The sequence below is a fragment of the Pseudoalteromonas sp. NFXS53 genome, from assembly GCF_056629255.1.
On record NZ_JBWVBR010000014.1, the window covers coordinates 110,417 to 128,208 of the forward strand.

The 17,792-nt window shown below is 41.8% G+C and carries 13 protein-coding genes and 2 tRNA genes; 7 read left to right on the forward strand and 8 right to left on the reverse strand.

Features of this window, described 5'->3' with window-relative positions; genetic code table 11:
- Position 1: 1 nt before the first annotated feature.
- Positions 2-2,590 (reverse strand): leucine--tRNA ligase, encoded by a 2,589-nt coding sequence (leuS, locus tag AC1HJP_RS15105; RefSeq protein WP_480362529.1) that lies wholly within the window; start codon positions 2,588-2,590, stop codon positions 2-4.
- A gap of 269 nt (positions 2,591-2,859) precedes the next feature.
- On the opposite strand from leuS, the gene AC1HJP_RS15110 reads away from it, so the two are divergent.
- From AC1HJP_RS15110 to AC1HJP_RS15135, 6 genes are all read left to right on the forward strand, one after another.
- The gene (locus AC1HJP_RS15110; protein WP_480362530.1) at positions 2,860-4,995 is read left to right on the forward strand and encodes a TonB-dependent receptor; all 2,136 of its coding nucleotides are present in this window, start codon (positions 2,860-2,862) and stop codon (positions 4,993-4,995) included.
- 197 nt (positions 4,996-5,192) lie between these two features.
- The gene (locus tag AC1HJP_RS15115; protein ID WP_480362531.1) at positions 5,193-5,651 is read left to right on the forward strand and encodes a zinc ribbon-containing protein; all 459 of its coding nucleotides are present in this window, start codon (positions 5,193-5,195) and stop codon (positions 5,649-5,651) included.
- A gap of 38 nt (positions 5,652-5,689) precedes the next feature.
- Positions 5,690-8,101: a Lon protease family protein gene (locus tag AC1HJP_RS15120; protein WP_480362532.1), complete on the forward strand. Its 2,412-nt coding sequence runs from the start codon at positions 5,690-5,692 to the stop codon at positions 8,099-8,101.
- Positions 8,102-8,106: 5 nt separating this feature from the next.
- Positions 8,107-8,589: a BamJ family beta-barrel-assembly machinery protein gene (gene bamJ / locus AC1HJP_RS15125; protein WP_390441933.1), complete on the forward strand. Its 483-nt coding sequence runs from the start codon at positions 8,107-8,109 to the stop codon at positions 8,587-8,589.
- Between the two features lie 70 nt (positions 8,590-8,659).
- Positions 8,660-8,971, forward strand: coding sequence for a hypothetical protein (locus tag AC1HJP_RS15130; RefSeq protein ID WP_480362533.1), 312 nt, complete (start codon positions 8,660-8,662; stop codon positions 8,969-8,971).
- A 325-nt stretch (positions 8,972-9,296) separates the two neighbouring features.
- Positions 9,297-10,478: a DUF5009 domain-containing protein gene (locus AC1HJP_RS15135; RefSeq protein ID WP_480362534.1), complete on the forward strand. Its 1,182-nt coding sequence runs from the start codon at positions 9,297-9,299 to the stop codon at positions 10,476-10,478.
- 106 nt (positions 10,479-10,584) lie between these two features.
- Here AC1HJP_RS15135 and lnt read toward each other — a convergent pair whose 3' ends face one another.
- Genes lnt through miaB form a run of 5 tightly spaced genes read right to left on the reverse strand, consistent with a single transcriptional unit; the run spans position 10,585 to position 16,061 of the window.
- On the reverse strand, positions 10,585-12,081 hold the full coding sequence (gene lnt / locus AC1HJP_RS15140) for an apolipoprotein N-acyltransferase (RefSeq protein WP_480362535.1): 1,497 nt from the start codon (positions 12,079-12,081) through the stop codon (positions 10,585-10,587).
- Positions 12,082-12,139: 58 nt separating this feature from the next.
- Positions 12,140-13,018 (reverse strand): CNNM family magnesium/cobalt transport protein CorC, encoded by an 879-nt coding sequence (gene corC, locus AC1HJP_RS15145; protein WP_058030816.1) that lies wholly within the window; start codon positions 13,016-13,018, stop codon positions 12,140-12,142.
- Between the two features lie 43 nt (positions 13,019-13,061).
- Positions 13,062-13,523: an rRNA maturation RNase YbeY gene (gene ybeY, locus AC1HJP_RS15150; RefSeq protein WP_480362536.1), complete on the reverse strand. Its 462-nt coding sequence runs from the start codon at positions 13,521-13,523 to the stop codon at positions 13,062-13,064.
- Between the two features lie 5 nt (positions 13,524-13,528).
- Entirely contained in the window at positions 13,529-14,572 is a 1,044-nt protein-coding gene (locus AC1HJP_RS15155; RefSeq protein ID WP_138480340.1) for a PhoH family protein, read from the reverse strand.
- Between the two features lie 55 nt (positions 14,573-14,627).
- Positions 14,628-16,061 carry a tRNA (N6-isopentenyl adenosine(37)-C2)-methylthiotransferase MiaB gene (gene miaB / locus AC1HJP_RS15160; RefSeq protein ID WP_138480342.1) on the reverse strand — a complete coding sequence of 478 codons (1,434 nt, stop codon included), beginning with the start codon at positions 16,059-16,061 and terminating at the stop codon, positions 14,628-14,630.
- Between the two features lie 234 nt (positions 16,062-16,295).
- Between miaB and AC1HJP_RS15165 the strand changes: the two genes are divergently transcribed.
- On the forward strand, positions 16,296-17,459 hold the full coding sequence (locus AC1HJP_RS15165) for an FAD-dependent oxidoreductase (protein WP_480362537.1): 1,164 nt from the start codon (positions 16,296-16,298) through the stop codon (positions 17,457-17,459).
- Between the two features lie 149 nt (positions 17,460-17,608).
- On the opposite strand, the gene AC1HJP_RS15170 is transcribed toward AC1HJP_RS15165, so the two are convergent.
- A tRNA-Leu gene (locus tag AC1HJP_RS15170) sits at positions 17,609-17,693 on the reverse strand.
- A 23-nt stretch (positions 17,694-17,716) separates the two neighbouring features.
- Positions 17,717-17,791, reverse strand: a tRNA-Gln gene (locus AC1HJP_RS15175).
- Position 17,792: the final 1 nt, after the last annotated feature.

The window sequence follows — 17,792 nt, forward strand, 5'->3', positions numbered from 1 at the left end:
CTTAGTTTGCAACCACATTAAGTAGTTTACCTGGTACGTAAATGACTTTACGGATTTCTTTGCCTTCGATGAATTTAGATACATTCTCTTCGGCAAATGCCAGCGCTTCAACTTGTTCTTTCGTTGAGTCGGCAGCAACCGTCAGCTTAGCACGCAGCTTACCATTCACTTGTACCACGATAAGTTTCTCATCTTCAACAAGCGCAGTTTGGTCAACCACAGGCCATGTAGCATCTAACACGTCACCTTCGTGACCTAAGTCTTGCCATAACTGGTGACACATGTGTGGTGCAATTGGTGCAAGCATAATCACGATGGCATTAAGTGCTTCATTTGCTAATGCAATATCTTGTGTATCTTTAAGCGGCGCTTTTGCAAGCTTGTTAGATAGCTCCATGATAGCAGCAATCGCAGTATTAAACGTTTGGCGACGCTCAACATCATCTGTTACTTTTGCAATGGTTTTGTGGATTTCACGACGTAGCACTTTCTGGTTGCTGTTTAGCGCATTTACATCAAGCTCAGCGGTACCTGCAGCATTGACGTCTACTGCGTATTTCCAAACACGTTTAAGGAAGCGAAGTGAACCTTCAACGCCCGAGTCAGACCATTCTAGAGTTTGCTCTGGTGGCGCTGTGAACATCATGAATAAACGAACTGTATCTGCACCGTACTGCTTGATAACAGTTTGTGGATCAATACCGTTGTTCTTTGATTTAGACATTTTAGACATACCAGCAGACTCTACTGGTTGACCATCGTCTTTGTGCCACGCTTTAGTGATACGACCTTTATCGTCTGTTTCTGTTTCAACGTCAGTTGGTGAAATCCAAACATCACCGCCTTTTTCGTCTTTACGGAAATAAGTTTCAGCTAATACCATGCCTTGACATAGTAGACGCTCGAACGGTTCATCTGAGTTTACTAAACCACAGTCACGTAATAGTTTGTGGAAGAAACGCGAGTAAAGTAGGTGAAGGATCGCGTGCTCGATACCACCAATATATTGGTTTACTGGTAGCCAGTAATTCGCTGCACCTGGTTCTAACATGCCTTCGTCATAACGTGGACTACAGTAACGCGCGTAGTACCAAGAAGATTCCATGAAAGTATCGAACGTATCTGTTTCGTGGAATGCAGGTTCACCGTTCACAGTGGTTTTAGCCCACTCAGGATCTGCTTTAATTGGTGAAGTCACACCGTTCATTACCACGTCTTCTGGTAAGCGAACTGGTAGCATGTCTTCAGTCGCAGCAAGCTCAGAACCATCTTCTTTATTTAGCATTGGGATTGGTGAACCCCAGTAACGCTGACGGCTAACACCCCAGTCACGTAGACGGAAGTTAACTTTACGCTTACCTGCACCTATGCTTTCAAGTTTGTCAGCAATGGCGTTGAATGCTGCTTTAAATTCAAGACCGTCAAATTCGCCAGAATTAATCAGCGTGCCTTTTTCAGTGAACGCTTCTTTTGACAGGTCAGCTACAAGCTCAGAACCTTCAGCAGGCGCAATAACTTGCTTGATCTCAAGACCGTAAGCAGTAGCAAATTCATAGTCACGTTGGTCGTGACCTGGTACTGCCATAACCGCACCTGAACCATAGTCCATTAGTACAAAGTTTGCAGCCCATACAGGTACTTCTTCACCAGTTAATGGGTGAATGGCTTTAAAGCCTGTGTCGATGCCTTTTTTGTCCATGGTTGCCATATCAGCTTCAGCAACTTTGGTGTTCTTACATTCTTCAACAAATGCAGCAACGTCTGGGTTATTCTTAGCAGCTTCTAACGCAATCGGGTGACCAGCAGCAACACCAACATAAGTCACACCCATGAAGGTATCTGGACGAGTAGTGTAAACAGTGAAAGTTTCGCCATTATCAGCACGTTTGAAGTCAATCTCTAAACCTTCAGAGCGACCAATCCAGTTACGCTGCATGGTTTTAACTTGCTCAGGCCAGTGCTCAAGCTTGTCTAAATCATCTAGTAGCTCTTGAGCGTAATCAGTAATCTTGATGAACCACTGAGGAATTTCTTTTTGCTCTACAAGCGCGCCTGAACGCCAACCGCGACCGTCAATCACCTGCTCGTTAGCCAGAACTGTTTGGTCAACTGGATCCCAGTTTACAGTAGACATTTTCTTGTAAACTAAGCCTTTCTCGTAAAGCTTAGTGAAGAACCATTGTTCCCACTTGTAATATTCTGGGTGACATGTTGCGATTTCACGATCCCAGTCATAACCAAAACCAAGCTGTTTTAGCTGACCACGCATGTAATCAATATTTTCGTAAGTCCACTTAGCAGGCGCTGTGTTGTTTTTGATAGCCGCGTTTTCTGCAGGTAGACCAAATGCATCCCAACCCATAGGCTGCATCACGTTTTTGCCTTGTAAGCGCTGGAAACGAGATACCACATCACCAATGGTGTAGTTACGCACGTGACCCATATGCAGTCGACCACTTGGGTAAGGGAACATAGAGAGACAGTAATACTTCTCTTTGTTCTCGTCTTCTACGACTTTAAACGTCTTGTTTTCTTCCCAATATTGTTGGACTTTTGACTCAATGTCTTGCGGGTTATATTGCTCTTGCATCTATGTTTCCAGACTTCTTGCAAATTAATAAAAAATTGTTCGATAGCATAACCGAATTTGCAGTCTAATCACAGCATCTAGACTGCAAATATTTGCGCTGTTTAGGCTCTTATCTACCTTAGCTTTTGCCATAAAAAGAACAGTTAGAACTTCTCAGTTATATAAATGATATTTTTACTGATATTAATTATCATTTGCGTTGATCTAAATGGGATTTGCAATTAACATGCGCAGCGAAGTTAATAATTCCAAAAATATCAAGGATATCCATGTTTAGAAGTTCGCTTACCTTAATTGCGATGGCTGTTAGTTGCGCATCAATGGCTAATGAAGCTAATCAGTCTGAGTCGAAAATTGATGATATTGAACAGATCATCGTATCTGGAAGCCGTGTTTTTGAAAGTATTGATGAAGTACCGGCATCAATTACTGTGATCACACAAAAGCAAATTGAAGACCACCTCAAGGTAAACCCAGAGCTTCAAAGCTTACTGGCGCAAATAGTGCCAGGCTTAGCGCCTGATACAGGCAGCTCTAGTAACACAGGTCAAGGGCTTCGCGGTCGAGCGCCATTGGTTATGATTGATGGCGTGCCACAGTCAACACCACTGCGTAATGGCTCGCTTGGGATCAGAACATTAGATGCAAGCGCTATTGCACGTATTGAAGTGATTAAAGGTGCAACATCTATCTATGGTAATGGTGCGTCTGGCGGGATTATTAACTACATCACAAAACAAGCTCAAGCAGATGGACAAGTAGAGGGGGAAGTGAGTCTCTCTAGTCGTTTTAGTGCGGTTAAACTGGCTGAAAGTGGCGGTGCTCGTATATCTGCGGCAATTAATGGTCGTGCCGAAAAATTTAGCTACCTTGCGACTATAGGTTACGAAGAAAATGGCGTACAACGTGATGCTGAAGGCGATATCCTTGGGCTACAATATGGTTTGTCAGATGCCGTAACAGAAAATTACTTTACTAAACTTGGCTATGATTTTGATGAAGATAAACAACTGCAGTTTAGTTATAACTATTACAGCTCACAGCAAAAAACTGATCTAGGTGATGTGTTTGGTAATATCAATAGTGGCGAAAAGTCATATGCCCAACACGTTGCACCTGAGCTACAAAAAAAAGGTAAGCCTCAAGGCCCAGCGGGCAACGAAAATATCACGTTAAAATACACTGATTATGCGGTCTTTACGAACACCCAACTTACGCTCGATGCATATATGCAAGACATTGAGAATATATTCTTCTTTTCTCCAAACTTAGCTAACCCAGAGGCCGGCTTTACTGGAGGCCAATCAGTCATCGTTTCTGAGAAACAAGGTGCCCGAGCGACATTTAATACAGCTTTAGACTTTGACAATGTAGCGGCAACACTAATTTACGGTATTGACGCGTTAAATGACGTGACCTCACAGCCGATGGTTGATGGTCGTGTTTGGGTACCAGAAATGGATATGCAAAGCTTGGCGGGTTATCTTCAAACCAAGTGGGTAATTGCTGATGACTTAGTGTTAAAAGCGGGTGTGAGACAAGAGAGTATTGTTATTGAAGTAGAAGATTACACTACATTAAAGTTATGCCGAAGTGCAGATCAATGTTCGGTACCAATGTCGGTGAAAGGCGATACCATTAATTATGATGCAGCTACTTTCAACTTCGCTATTAAATACAATGGCTACGAACAGTTTAGTCCATTTGCGAGTTACTCTCAGGGCTCTGATGTGTCTGATATTGGTAGGTTACTTCGAACAGCTACTGTAAAAGACATCGGCCTGATCCAAACCGATGCTTCAATTACTGATAATTATGAAGTCGGTTTTAACTCGCAATTAGAAAATCTGCGTTTTGAATTTGCTTTATTTAAGAGCACCTCAGAGCTTGGTACAAGCAGTGTTTTCAATGAAACAACTGGCGTCTATGAGCCGGTTCGTGCACCACAAAGAATCTGGGGCTATGAGGCTTTAGTTGATTACAAGCTGTCTAAGACTCTCGATTTAAGAGCCACGTATAGCTTTGTGGAAGGCAAAAATACCGCTAACAATACTTATTTAGGCGGAAGACAAATCGCGCCACCGAAATTTACAGCATCATTAAACTGGCAAGCCAATGATGCACTCTCGATGGCGTTAAATTGGTTATATGTTGGCGATAGAAAACGCTTTGAAATGAACGATAAAGGTCAATATGTTGCCGATCAAGGACCGATTGATAGCTATAATGTGTTAAGCACATCTGCTAGCTATCAGTTGTCAGATAGTTTCAATGCGTACATGGGTATAGAAAACTTATTAAATAACGACTATTACCCAGCAAGGGCGCAGGCCTACGCTTATGGTGGCTATAATGTGAAAGGCTTAGGCCGCACTATTACGTTAGGTGTAAAATATAGCTTCTAAAGCTGCTCACTACCTTGCAGAGCGGCTATCTTTGACCGCTCTGCAACCCTTCTATATTTTACTCGTTCATACGCGCAACTCTCCAAAGATGTCCTATATCGTCTACACTTAGTAATAATCATAATTTTCAATATTGGTTGACTGTTTACAGTGTCGAGAGACGTGTTTTTATTAAATAACACGCATGAGAGGATATTATGGCAGGTTACAAACAATGGTTAGATGATTTCTCTAACTGGCTGAAAGATATAAAAGACCATGAAGTAGAAGACTTAATAAACCAATTTGTCGAAAAACAGCAGGCTTTAAAAACCTTCAGTGAAGAAAAGCTTAAAGCGTATAGCCATTATTTGAAGCGTGATTTAAAGCATTTAGAAGATGAATATAAAAACGCAGACGATATCGCATGGCAAGAATTAAAAGCGGGTATGTTGTTTGAATTAGCTCAGCTTGAAGATAGAACACAGTTAGAGTGGCAGGCGCTTTTAAAAGATTTTGAGCATGATGGGGTTTACAAAGCGGGTGAATGGATAGCCATGGGACAATTAGTATGTAAAAATTGTCACCATACTACAGATGTACTTTATGCCTCTGAAATTAAAGCATGTAGCCAATGTGAGCACCAAGAATTTAGTCGAAAAGCATTGTCTCCATAGTCTAGCCAATTTGGTTAGATAATAAAAAGAAGTTAGGAATGACAAATAAGATAGCACCTTTACCTATTGAGGCCTTAGCGCCAACCGTTTCACTTGCGCATGTTGAGTCATGCGTGCGCAACCCTTACCCAGAAGCACTGACATTTATTGGTCAGCAACGCGCTCAAAGTGCCTTAGACTTTGCACTAGGCATGGATTTACCAGGCTACAATACCTTTGTGATGGGTGAAGCGGCATTAGGCCGTTTTACTATGGTAAAAGATAAGCTAGAAGCTCACAGTAAAACAAAGTCAACACCAAACGAATGGTTGTACGTCAACAATTACGATGATCACCGTAAGCCTATCGCCTTGTTTATGCAGCCAGGTCAAAGTAAAGAGCTTGCTGATGACATCGATGAATTTTTAGATGAAGTAGCCGATACTTTTCCAGCAGCATTCGATAACCCAGGCTATCAACGTAAAAAGAAATCTATCGATAAAGAATTTGATAACAAGTATGACGCTGCGATCACAGCTGTCGCAGAGCTTGCGGCTAAAAAAAGTGTGGCACTGATAGAAGAAAGTAATCAGGTCGCTTTTACGCCGGTGATCGACGGTAAACAGTTAGATGATGCAGAATTTGCCGCACTTGATGAGAAAGTGCAGGAGCACTTTTTTGATGCCATTGAAAAGCTTGAAGATGACCTGATTGAGGCGTTAATTGAGCTACCACGTTGGAAACGTGAATCATCTGAAAAACTGAGAAACTTAAAGAAGCAAACAGTTGAAACTGCCACTAAGCCTTTACTAAAGAAGCTAGAGCTAAAGTATGCCAGCCACATCGGTGTTATTCGTTATCTAAAAGATGTCCGCATTGAAATCGTTGATGCGGTGCTAGAGTGGTTAGATGACAGTGGCAGCGAGGAAAACAAAGACGAGTTTGACCATCGAGGTATGTTAAATGACTTCTTTGCCCCGAATATTCTGGTTGAATATAAAGATGGAGAGGCTGCACCTGTGGTGTATGAGCCAAACCCAACTTTTGGTAATATTTTTGGTAAGGTTGAATACGCTACTTCACAAGGCAACTTAATCACGAGTTATCGCTCAATCCAACCGGGTGCGTTACATAAGGCCAACGGTGGTTATCTGATCATGGATGCCGATAAAGTCTTGGCTAACTCGCAAGTGTGGGATGGTCTAAAATTGTCGCTTAAAACCCACCAAATAAAGAATGATTTACCGTATCAAGATAGCTCAGTAGGCAGCAGCTTCACGCTCCGCCCTCAGTTAATTCCACTCGATGTGAAAATTATTTTGTTGGGCTCACGTGACTTATATTATGCCATCAGTGATTACGATGAAGAGTTCGCAGAGCTATTTAGAGTATTGGCTGATTTTGATTACTACTTGCCAAGTAGCGATAAACTTCAATATCAGTTCATTACCAAAGTACTTGAGTACTGCGATAAAACTTTAAATTGCGGTATTTCTGCGTGTGGTCTTGCGCGTTTGCTCAAGTTTAGCTATCGCCAAGCAGAGCACCATACTAAGTTGTCAGCACGGTTTGCAGATGTGCTTGAGTTAGTGGCAGAAGCAAGCTTTTATGCAAAACAAGACAATGTGACAGAGGTTACCGCAGAGCACATTGATGAAGCCATTGCCGGTAAGCAGTATCGCACCGGTCAGCTTAGCGAAAATATGCTGAGTGATATCAAAGAAGGCCACACACTGATAGAAACTGACGGTGAAGCGATTGCTAAAATCAATGGTCTGACGGTATTACATATTGGTGATACGGCATTTGGTACACCAGCGCGCATTACGGCTACGGTATATGCAGGATCTGATGGCGTCATTGACGTCGAGCGTGAAGCAGACTTAGGTAAGTCAATTCATTCTAAAGGTGTGATGTTGTTAACGGGTTATCTAGGTAACAAGTATGCACAAAACTTTAGCTTAACACTCAGTGCCAATATCGCGATTGAACAAAGTTATGGCTATATCGACGGCGATAGCGCCTCACTCGCAGAATTATGCGGCTTAATCTCAGCTATCACTCAACTACCCATTAACCAGTCGTTAGCGCTGACAGGCTCCATTAATCAGCATGGTGAAGTGCAGGCGATTGGTGGTGTAAACGAAAAAATAGAAGGCTTCTTTAAGCTTTGTAAAATGCGTGGTTTAACCGGTCAGCAAGGTGTGATCATTCCTCAGTCTAACCGCGTTAACTTAGTTTTAGATGACGAAGTTTTACAAGAAGTAGAGCGTGGCCGTTTCCATATTTATGCAGTTTCAAACGTGGATGAAGCATTGAGCTTGTTGATGAATCATGACGCTGGAGAGCTAGTCGACGGGGAATACCCTGAGGGCTCTATTAATGCGCTAACACTGGCTCGATTACAGCAAATTGCTGATGTGGTCAGTGGCGATAATGAAAAAGAAGAAACAGACCAAGATAAGGAGTAAGTAGCGTGTCTACAACCAATGTAATTTTAGTGATTGTCATCGTGATTTTGGTGGCACTATTTTCTCGTGCGTCGCAAAAGAACAAAGCGGCTGCAGGAGAGAATCGTATTAAAGCGGCAGAGTTTTTGGCAGAAAATGCAAAAAAAGATACTGTGGTAACAACTGATTCTGGCTTACAGTACGAAGTGCTTACACAGGGGGAGGGAGATGCAAAGCCTTCTGCCACCAGTAAAGTAAAAGTACATTACCATGGCACACTTGCTGATGGCACCGTATTTGATAGCTCAGTAGAGCGAAATAGCCCGATCAGCTTTGGCTTAAACCAGGTAATTCCAGGTTGGACTGAAGGTGTACAGCTAATGACTGAAGGCAGTAAGTTTAAATTTTATATCAGTCCTGAGTTAGGTTATGGAGACCGTGCAGCTGGTAAGATCCCAGCAGGCTCATTGTTGATTTTTGAAGTTGAGCTTTTAAAAATAGAGTCGTAAAGTTAGTCTCATTTTAGAAACATGAAAGGGGGCTAAGCCTCCTTTTTTATACATAATGTAAGGAGAGAATATGTATATGGGTCTTGTTATCACTGCATTAATGGTACTTTTTGTTTATTTCAGAGCTAAGCATGTCAATGAAATAAAAGTATATGTTGGCGAAACCTACCCCGATATCTTGGCTAGATTATCAAAAGACAAAATGAAAATAGGGGTCAATAATTTGTTTGTGATTGCCCTTGAAGAGTCCCTGAAATTTGGAGAGTTAAGTAAAACTCAGGATAAGCGATTGCATTTATTAACCAAAAGAATGCGTGATTTTGATACGCGTTTTATGGCGGTCTCAGTTATCGTTATGATCGGTTATATTTTTCTGGCTTAACTCAAATATTACTGAATGAAAATCTATCATGCATACTCACAGTGTAGTGACTGAATAAAAAGATAAATCTCATTTTTCATCATAAGAAAATGAGATTTATCTGTATTCATTGAATCTTATTCTATCTAATACTCTACTCAAGTGCTTATTGATTAGGTTTTCTGTTATTGTGTTATTTACTCTCCATAGGTACTTGAAAGGCCTTCAACTAATTTATCAAACGACTCATCATTTTCGGTTTATTTTATTTGCGATTTGTAGTGTTTAATTGCAGCTTTGTTTTGCTTTAGGTAGCTTTGAGCGGCTATTGATAAGAGAGAAATAAATGACCGAGCACAGCTTACCTAACCGTCGCATTCTGGCTATCGATGTTTTCCGTGGTTTGACGATCCTCACCATGGTATTTGTCAACGAACTTGCCGCAATTAAAAATATTCCTTCTTGGATGACGCATATGCCTGCCGATGCGAACGCCATGACTTTTGTAGATTTAGTATTCCCAGCTTTCTTATTTATTGTGGGTATGTCTATTCCATTTTCAACACAAGCAAAAGCTGCAAAAGGAGCGAGCTCAAAACGTTTATTAGTTGATGCAGCCTTCAGAGCGCTTGGATTAATCGTAATCGGCTTGTTTATGGTGAACACCATATATGGTTATGATGAAAGTAAAATGCTGATATCTATGCCGCTTTGGACTTTGTTGATGTATGCCAGTGTACTACTCATATGGAGTCACTATCCAAAGCACCTTTCAAGTGTATTAGTCAAAGGCTGTAAATATTTAGGCATACTTGGCCTTATTGTGCTGGCGTATATTTATGAAGGCCCTTACGGTGGTATGACACCTCAGTGGTGGGGGATCCTAGGCTTAATCGGCTGGGCGTTTATGTTTAGTGTGGCAGTTTATTTATTTACTAAACAAGATGTCATTAAATTAATTGCAGCCAGCCTTGCATTTGTCGCGTTATATTTTGTTATAGAACATTTAAGCGGTATTAACGGTGTGCTTGACCGACTTGTCGAAGATAACCGAAACCATACCCATGCGACGATAGTGTTAGCAGGTGTTGTGATGAGCTTAATCTTTTATCACGCTAAATTAACTGACAAAAAGTGGTTCAACTATTTTGCTTTTGTATTTGTTAGTGGCGCACTTACCTTGTTGAGCTGGTGGCATTGGCCAGTTTCAAAGATATGGGCAACGCCAAGTTGGGCATTCATGAGTATCTTCTTCTGTGCACTGATCTTTGGAGCTATTTATTACATCGTTGAGTTAAAGGCACAGACTGGTTGGTGCAAGGTATTTGAACCAGCGGCAAATAACCCATTATTAATTTATATCTTGCCTTATATTTTAATTGCAGCCTTACAGTTGCTATCAATTCCTGCAAGACCAGAGTTTATGAGTAGTGGCGTTATGGGGATTCTATGGAGCCTAGGGTTTGCAGTGATGATGATGTTTGCTGTGACTGGCTTAAACAAGCTTGGTGTGAGATTAAAGCTCTAAAGCTCTTGCAAAGCCCTAGCTCAAAGGCGGCTCATTAGCCGCCTTTATTATGTGATACTAACCCTCTTCATTAAGTGATCTATTTTGAGGAATGGTATGATGTGCTTTAGAAAAAGTTCCTTTCAAGTTTGTTTGCTATGCTTGTTTTCAAACGTGGTAAAAAGACACAAATAGATAAAAACCCGACCAAAATCCAGATAGGTAAATGACCATATTTACTAAAAGGGCTCAATCCTTTAATCAGCTGTAAGTCAGTTTTGAGTACTGTCGCTTCAAATTGCGGTATTGTTTGCTCAGTTTGAGAGATGGGGTCATAGACGCCCGTAATACCGTTATTGGTCGCGCGAACAAGCGGTCTTTGCAACTCGAGGGCGCGCATTCTTGCAATTTGCATATGCTGATGGGGGCCATGAGAATCTCCAAACCAAGCGTCATTACTGACAGTAAAGAGAATATCAGATTGCTCTGTGAAGTTATCCCTAACCAAATCGCTAAATACGATTTCGTAGCAAATAGCTGGCAGAATATGTAAGCCGTTAGCTATGAGGTTGTTTTGTACGCGTTCACCACGAGAAAATGAGGACATAGCAAGGTTAAACAAAGGAGCTAACGGTCTGAGAATATCTTCAAATGGTACAAATTCACCAATAGGTAGAAGTTGATGCTTTTGGTACCTATTTGAGTGTAAGTAGTTGTAGTGGCCTTCACTAGAGTCTGGGTATTTCTTCCCTAACACAATAAGCGTGTTGTAGACCGCTTTGGTATCAAATTGATAATCAGGGATGCCTGTGATCACTGCGGTATTGTTAAAGGCGGCAGCTTTGTCTAGCCCTTCTAAAAATGGTGCTGCCATATCTTCAATTTCGGGAATGGCTGCTTCAGGCCAGACGACGAGATCTGTATCGTGCCATTCAACTCGGGTCATATCACGGTATTTTGACATGGTTGGCCAAAACTGTTCTGGTTCCCAGCGTAAACTTTGTTGAATGTTACCTTGTACAAGCAAGGTTGAAATGTGCTTATCAGAGTATGAAGTAGAAGCCGTGAAGTTACTCGTGAGATATAAACAGAGCAGAGTAACAATTGCTGAAAGCGAAAAAGAGACCTGTTTTGCTTTAATGCTGTAATAAATGCCACTAGCAAGAAACACAGCCAATAAAGTTAAGCCAAACTCGCCAATTATAGGCGCAAAGATATTAAGTGGTGAATCAGTAAAGGCATAACCAAAACTGAGCCATGGAAAGCCAGTTAACAGCTTACCTCGTAAAAACTCTGTAATGGCAAAGCCGACAATTAACAATGCGATCCTTTGCCACGCGCTTTGGCTGAACTTAGCGGCAAATGCAAAGGCCAGTGCAGGGTAAATTGCTAAATAGGCACAGAGCAAACCCATCAGTAACAAAGAAACTGGTAAAGGTAATCCACCGAACTGAGCTATAGAAACATGCACCCAGCTTATACCAAGTGCAAACCAGCCGAATCCAAATGCAAAACCATATTTGGCAGCACTTCGGGTAGATTGTTTATCTGTTACGTAGCAAGCCGCAATGAGTGAAAAAATAGCGATGGGCCATAGGCTAAATGGTGCATAGCTAAAAGTCATGGCAAGGCCTGCAAAAAATGCAAGCCAAGCATGTTTGTTAGAAAAGAGGGAAAACAGCTTACTCAACGTGATCTTCGGTAGTTTCAGTCTTTGGTACTGTTACTTGAAGTTGAATAATACGACGATTATCGGAGTTAGTGACTTTAAACTGTAGCGGTTCGATGTCGATTGTTTCACCACGACTTGGCATATGACCAAAGGCATGAAGAATAATACCACCGATGGTATCGGCTTCTTGTGTATCGTAATCAGTATTAAAAAACGAATTAAATTCATCAAGCGGTGTTAGGGCTTGCACGGTAAAGACATGCTTTGACAACTGTCGAATATCGTCATGCTCTTCATCGTCATCATGTTCATCTTCAATTTCGCCAACGATAGTTTCTAAAATGTCTTCGATGGTAACTAAACCTGATACGCCGCCATACTCATCGATAACAATAGCCATATGGTAACGCTTTTGGCGAAACTCATTTAGCAAGGTGTCAACACGCTTACTTTCTGGTACCACAATAGCTGGGCGAAGATACTCTCTTAATGCTGGTAGAGCATCAGATTTATCCAAAATCAGCGGCAGTAAGTCTTTAGCAAGCAAAATACCTTCAACATGGTCTTTGTCTTCACAGATCACTGGAAAGCGAGAGTGTGATGATTCAACCATAATAGGAAGTTGATGCTCTAGAGACTCATCTACATCTAAAGTAATCATTTGAGAGCGAGGGATCATGATATCGCGAACTTTAAGTTCAGAGACGCTTAATACGCCTTCCATCATGTCTTTGGTCTCAGGGTCGATGAGTGCACGCTCTTGCGCATCAGCGATGACTTCAACCAGCTCTTCTTTATTTTGGGGTTCTCCTTGCAGCATCTGGGTAATGCGTCCTAGCCAGCTTTTGCCAGCAGAACCCTGACTACTTTGCGAGTTATCGTCGCTCATTTCTTTTTATATCTCCAATTAAATAAAATTTTGTTAGTCGAACTTAGTAAGCATCATCACGATATGGATCGTCTATGCCCAATTCGGCTAATAATGTTTTTTCGATGCCTTCCATCTCAATGGCGTCTTGTTCATTTATATGGTCAAATCCAAGTAAATGCAAGCAGCCATGAATTGTCATATGAGCAAAGTGTTCATGAAAGCTTTTTTCTTGCTCTATAGACTCTTTTTTTACAACTTGTGGGCAAATAATTAAGTCGCCAACAAGAGGAAGTTCGATGCCTGGTGGCGCATCAAATGGAAAAGATAGCACGTTAGTCGGCTTGTCTTTGCCACGATACTGGCTGTTAAGCTCTTGGCTTTCAGCTTCATCAGCAATACGTATCGTTAACTCTGCATGTTCACGATACGCAGATAGGGCCTTGTCAGCCCATAATTCAAACTGTTCATGTGAAGGTAAACCTTCAAACTCACAGGCAACTTGTAAATCTAATTCAACGCTCATGTCTATTACTCAGCTTGGTTCGCTTTCGCTTCTTTGCGAAGGCGCTCTTTCTCTGCCTTTTCTTTTCGCTCAGACTCTTCTTTCTTCTCGTATGCTTCAACAATACGTGCCACAACTGGGTGACGAACAACATCATGTGACTTGAAGAAATTAAAAGAAATCTCATCGACATCACTTAGTACTTCAATAGCATGACGAAGACCAGAGCGCGCACCACGAGGTAAATCAACTTGCGTAATGTCACCTGTGATCACCGCTTTTGAGTTAAAGCCGATACGCGTTAAGAACATTTTCATTTGCTCTGTGGTGGTGTTTTGGCTTTCATCCAGAATGATAAAGGCATCATTAAGCGTTCGACCACGCATATAGGCAAGTGGCGCTACTTCTATGACATTTTTTTCAATTAAGCGTTCAACTTTCTCAAAGCCAAGCATTTCAAACAATGCGTCATAGAGTGGACGCAGGTATGGGTCGATTTTTTGTGTTAAATCGCCAGGTAAGAAACCAAGTTTTTCACCCGCTTCAACCGCAGGGCGAGTTAATAAGATGCGACGAATTTCTTGACGTTCTAGTGCATCTACAGCAGCGGCAACGGCAAGGTAGGTTTTACCAGTACCAGCAGGACCAATACCAAAACTGATATCATGACGAAGAATATTAGCCACATACTGACTTTGATTCGGATTGCGAGGCTTAATCACACCACGGCGGGTTTTAATATAAACTTCTTCATTCCATACACTAGGTGCATCTTGCTCAAGGCAATTTGCTTCAGTGATCGCTAAGTGTACGTTATCAGGTTCAATTTCATTCACTTCGCCACGAACAGGCTGAGTATCAATGTACAAACCTTTTATGATATCGGTAGCGGCTTTAGCTTGAACAGGTTGTCCGGTAACTTTAAACCAGTTGTCTCTGTGTGTGATTTCAACCCCAAGGCGACGTTCTATTTGTTTTAAATTCTCGTCAAAAGGGCCGCAAAGTGATGAAAGGCGAACGTTGTCGGCGGGCTCTAAATAAAACTCAATATTCTTTAGTTGACTGCTCAAAATTGCTTCCTGTAACAACCGCGCCAGCAAAAGTGCTGGCGCAATCTGTATTTAACTAAGGTGTAAAGGTTGCAACACCTAACTCATCGGCTTCGGGTTCCGACGGCGCACGATTTAAAATATCGGCAGGTGCAACATCTTTCCTTAAATTCATTTCTGATTCTGTACGAATTAGCTCACCACGTAAAGAGTTAGGTAAGGCTTCAGTAATACGTACATCAACGAACTGACCGATCACTGAATGAGGACCTTCAAAGTTCACAACACGGTTGTTTTCGGTACGACCGCGCAGTTCCATTGGGTTTTTCTTCGATGGACCTTCAACCAATATACGTTGCTCAGTATCAAACATCTTACGACTGATATCTTGAGACATTTGGTTGATACGGTTTTGAAGAATGTAAAGACGCTCTTTCTTCTCTTGCTCTGAAACATCATCAGGCAAATCTGCCGCAGGCGTGCCTGGGCGTGCTGAATAGATAAAGCTGAAGCTCATATCAAAACCAATGTCATTGATCAGATTCATTGTTGCTTCAAAGTCAGCATTCGTTTCACCCGGGAAACCAATGATGAAGTCTGAAGACATTGACAGGTTAGGGCGGATCTTACGTAGCTTACGAATGGTTGATTTGTACTCTAACGCTGTATGGCCACGTTTCATAAGATTAAGAACACGGTCAGAGCCACTTTGTACCGGTAAGTGTAAGTGATCTACCAGCTCAGGCACATCAGCATAAGCTTCAATGATGTCAGGCGTGAATTCAACTGGGTGAGAGGTGGTGTATCGAATACGGTCAATACCATCAATGGCAGCAACGTAACGTAGTAGATCTGAGAAGTAGCAGATTTCACCATCGTGCATTTCACCGCGGAATGCATTAACGTTTTGACCAAGTAGGTTAACTTCACGTACACCTTGCTCAGCAAGTTGTGCAACTTCTAGTAATACGTCATCTAACGGACGACTTACTTCTTCACCACGTGTGTAAGGTACAACACAGAAAGTACAGTATTTAGAACAGCCTTCCATGATAGAAACGAATGCTGTAGGACCTTCCGCTTTAGGCTCAGGAAGACGGTCAAACTTTTCAATTTCAGGGAATGAAATATCAACAACCGCACCTTGTTTGCTTTGTACTTGCTTGATCATCTCAGGTAAACGATGCAATGTTTGCGGGCCGAATACGATATCAACAAACGGTGCGCGTTGACGAATCGTGTCGCCTTCTTGTGAAGCCACACAACCACCCACACCAATAACAAGATCTGGGTTGTCATCTTTTAATAACTTCCAGCGACCCAGTTGATGGAACACTTTTTCTTGTGCTTTTTCACGAATTGAACAGGTGTTGAGTAAGATAACATCAGCTTGTTCAGCTTCTTCGGTTACTTCATAACCATTGGTTGCATCTAACAGGTCAGCCATCTTCTGCGAGTCGTACTCGTTCATCTGACAACCCCAGGTTTTAATATGCAATTTTTTACTCATTGAAATATTGCCTCGTTTTCAATTCGGACTCTGATTTAGGCCACTTGCTTAGACCTAAAAAGTATACGCACAACTTAAAGGACGCGTATTTTATATGACCAAGCACATCTAGCCAAGTATAGTTTTTAACTTTGCAAAGCGTGATCAAATTGAAACGTATTTTGCGCATTACAGTCAGGCAAATTAGCGTGGCTTGCGGTACAATGTCGACATTGTTTTTAAGAGGCAAAATAGATGAAAAACAAGGTGGTTATAGTCGGTGGCGGCATGGTCGGTGCAGCTACAGCAATTAAGTTAGCAAAACAGGGCGCGTCGGTAACAGTTTTGGAGCAACAGTGTATCGACCCTCATACGGTGCTTGCGAGTGAAAAAATTGATATTCGAATCTCTGCCATCAACCGCTTTTCAGAAGCTTTACTTGATGAGTTAGGCGCAATGCCTTTACTCAGAGAAAATAGAATTGCCCCTTATACCCAGCTAGAAGCCTATGAGTCAGCACAAAACTCATTGTTATTTGATAGTGAAGAAGTTGGTACGAGTCACCTTGGCTACCTTATCGAAAACAGCTTAACGCAAGCCAGTTTATGGGCGCAATTTGAGCAATGGCAAATACAAGTTGAGCAAGTTGATGGTTTACCAGTGAGCATAGAGCAAGTTGATGATACCGTTACACTGCATTATAAAAACAAAAGTTACACGGCTGATTTGCTTGTTGCCGCTGACGGTGGTCGCTCACAGGTAAGACATTTAGTTGGAATAGGTGTTACAGGCTGGCAATATCATCAAAGCTGTATGGGCGTTTTAATAAAAATAGACGCGCCACAACAGACGAAAACATGGCAGCAATTTAAACAGACGGGCCCAATTGCGTTTCTGCCTATACAAGCACCGTATGCCAATTTAATTTGGTATCACGATAGCGCTGAGCTTGCTCGATTGAAACAATTATCGAATGAACAATTAAAAGTTGAAATTCAGTCAAACTTCTTTGCGTTGCCTGGCGATTTTAGTATTGAAGAAAAGGCGGTGTTTCCGCTTGCTAGGCAACATGCCAATACTTATTCACAAGGTAGAGTTGTACTTGTGGGAGATGCAGCCCACACGATTAACCCATTGGCAGGGCAGGGAGTTAACCTCGGTTTTAAAGACGTTGCAGCTCTAGCCGAAGCATTAGAATCGACAGACGATTTCGGCTGCCCTTTAGCTTTGCACAAATATGAGAAAAAACGTCGTTTAGATAATTTGGCGATGATGAGCATGATGGATGCGTGTTACTTTGGTTTCTCGAATGACATAAAACCATTAAAGCATCTTCGCAATTTAGCATTAAAAGTGGCTGACAATGCAGGTGTGCTGAAGAAACAAGTGTTAAAGCATGCGATGGGCGGTGATTTTTAATCAGTCAATTTCTTTGATCGAAGCGGACTTGGGTTCGCTTTTTTTGTGCGTGTAAAAAAGTATGCGAGAAAAAGGATATAAAACTGAGACAGTTAAATTTTGAATGATTTATTTATAGGGTAGGGATAATAAGGTGATTTTTGAAAACATGGTGCGGAAGGAGAGACTTGAACTCTCACATCCGAAGATACTGGAACCTAAATCCAGCGCGTCTACCAATTCCGCCACTTCCGCAATGTTTTTATCTCGTAAGAGATTGGCTGGAGTACCAGGATTTGAACCTGGGAATGGCGGGATCAAAACCCGCTGCCTTACCGCTTGGCGATACTCCAA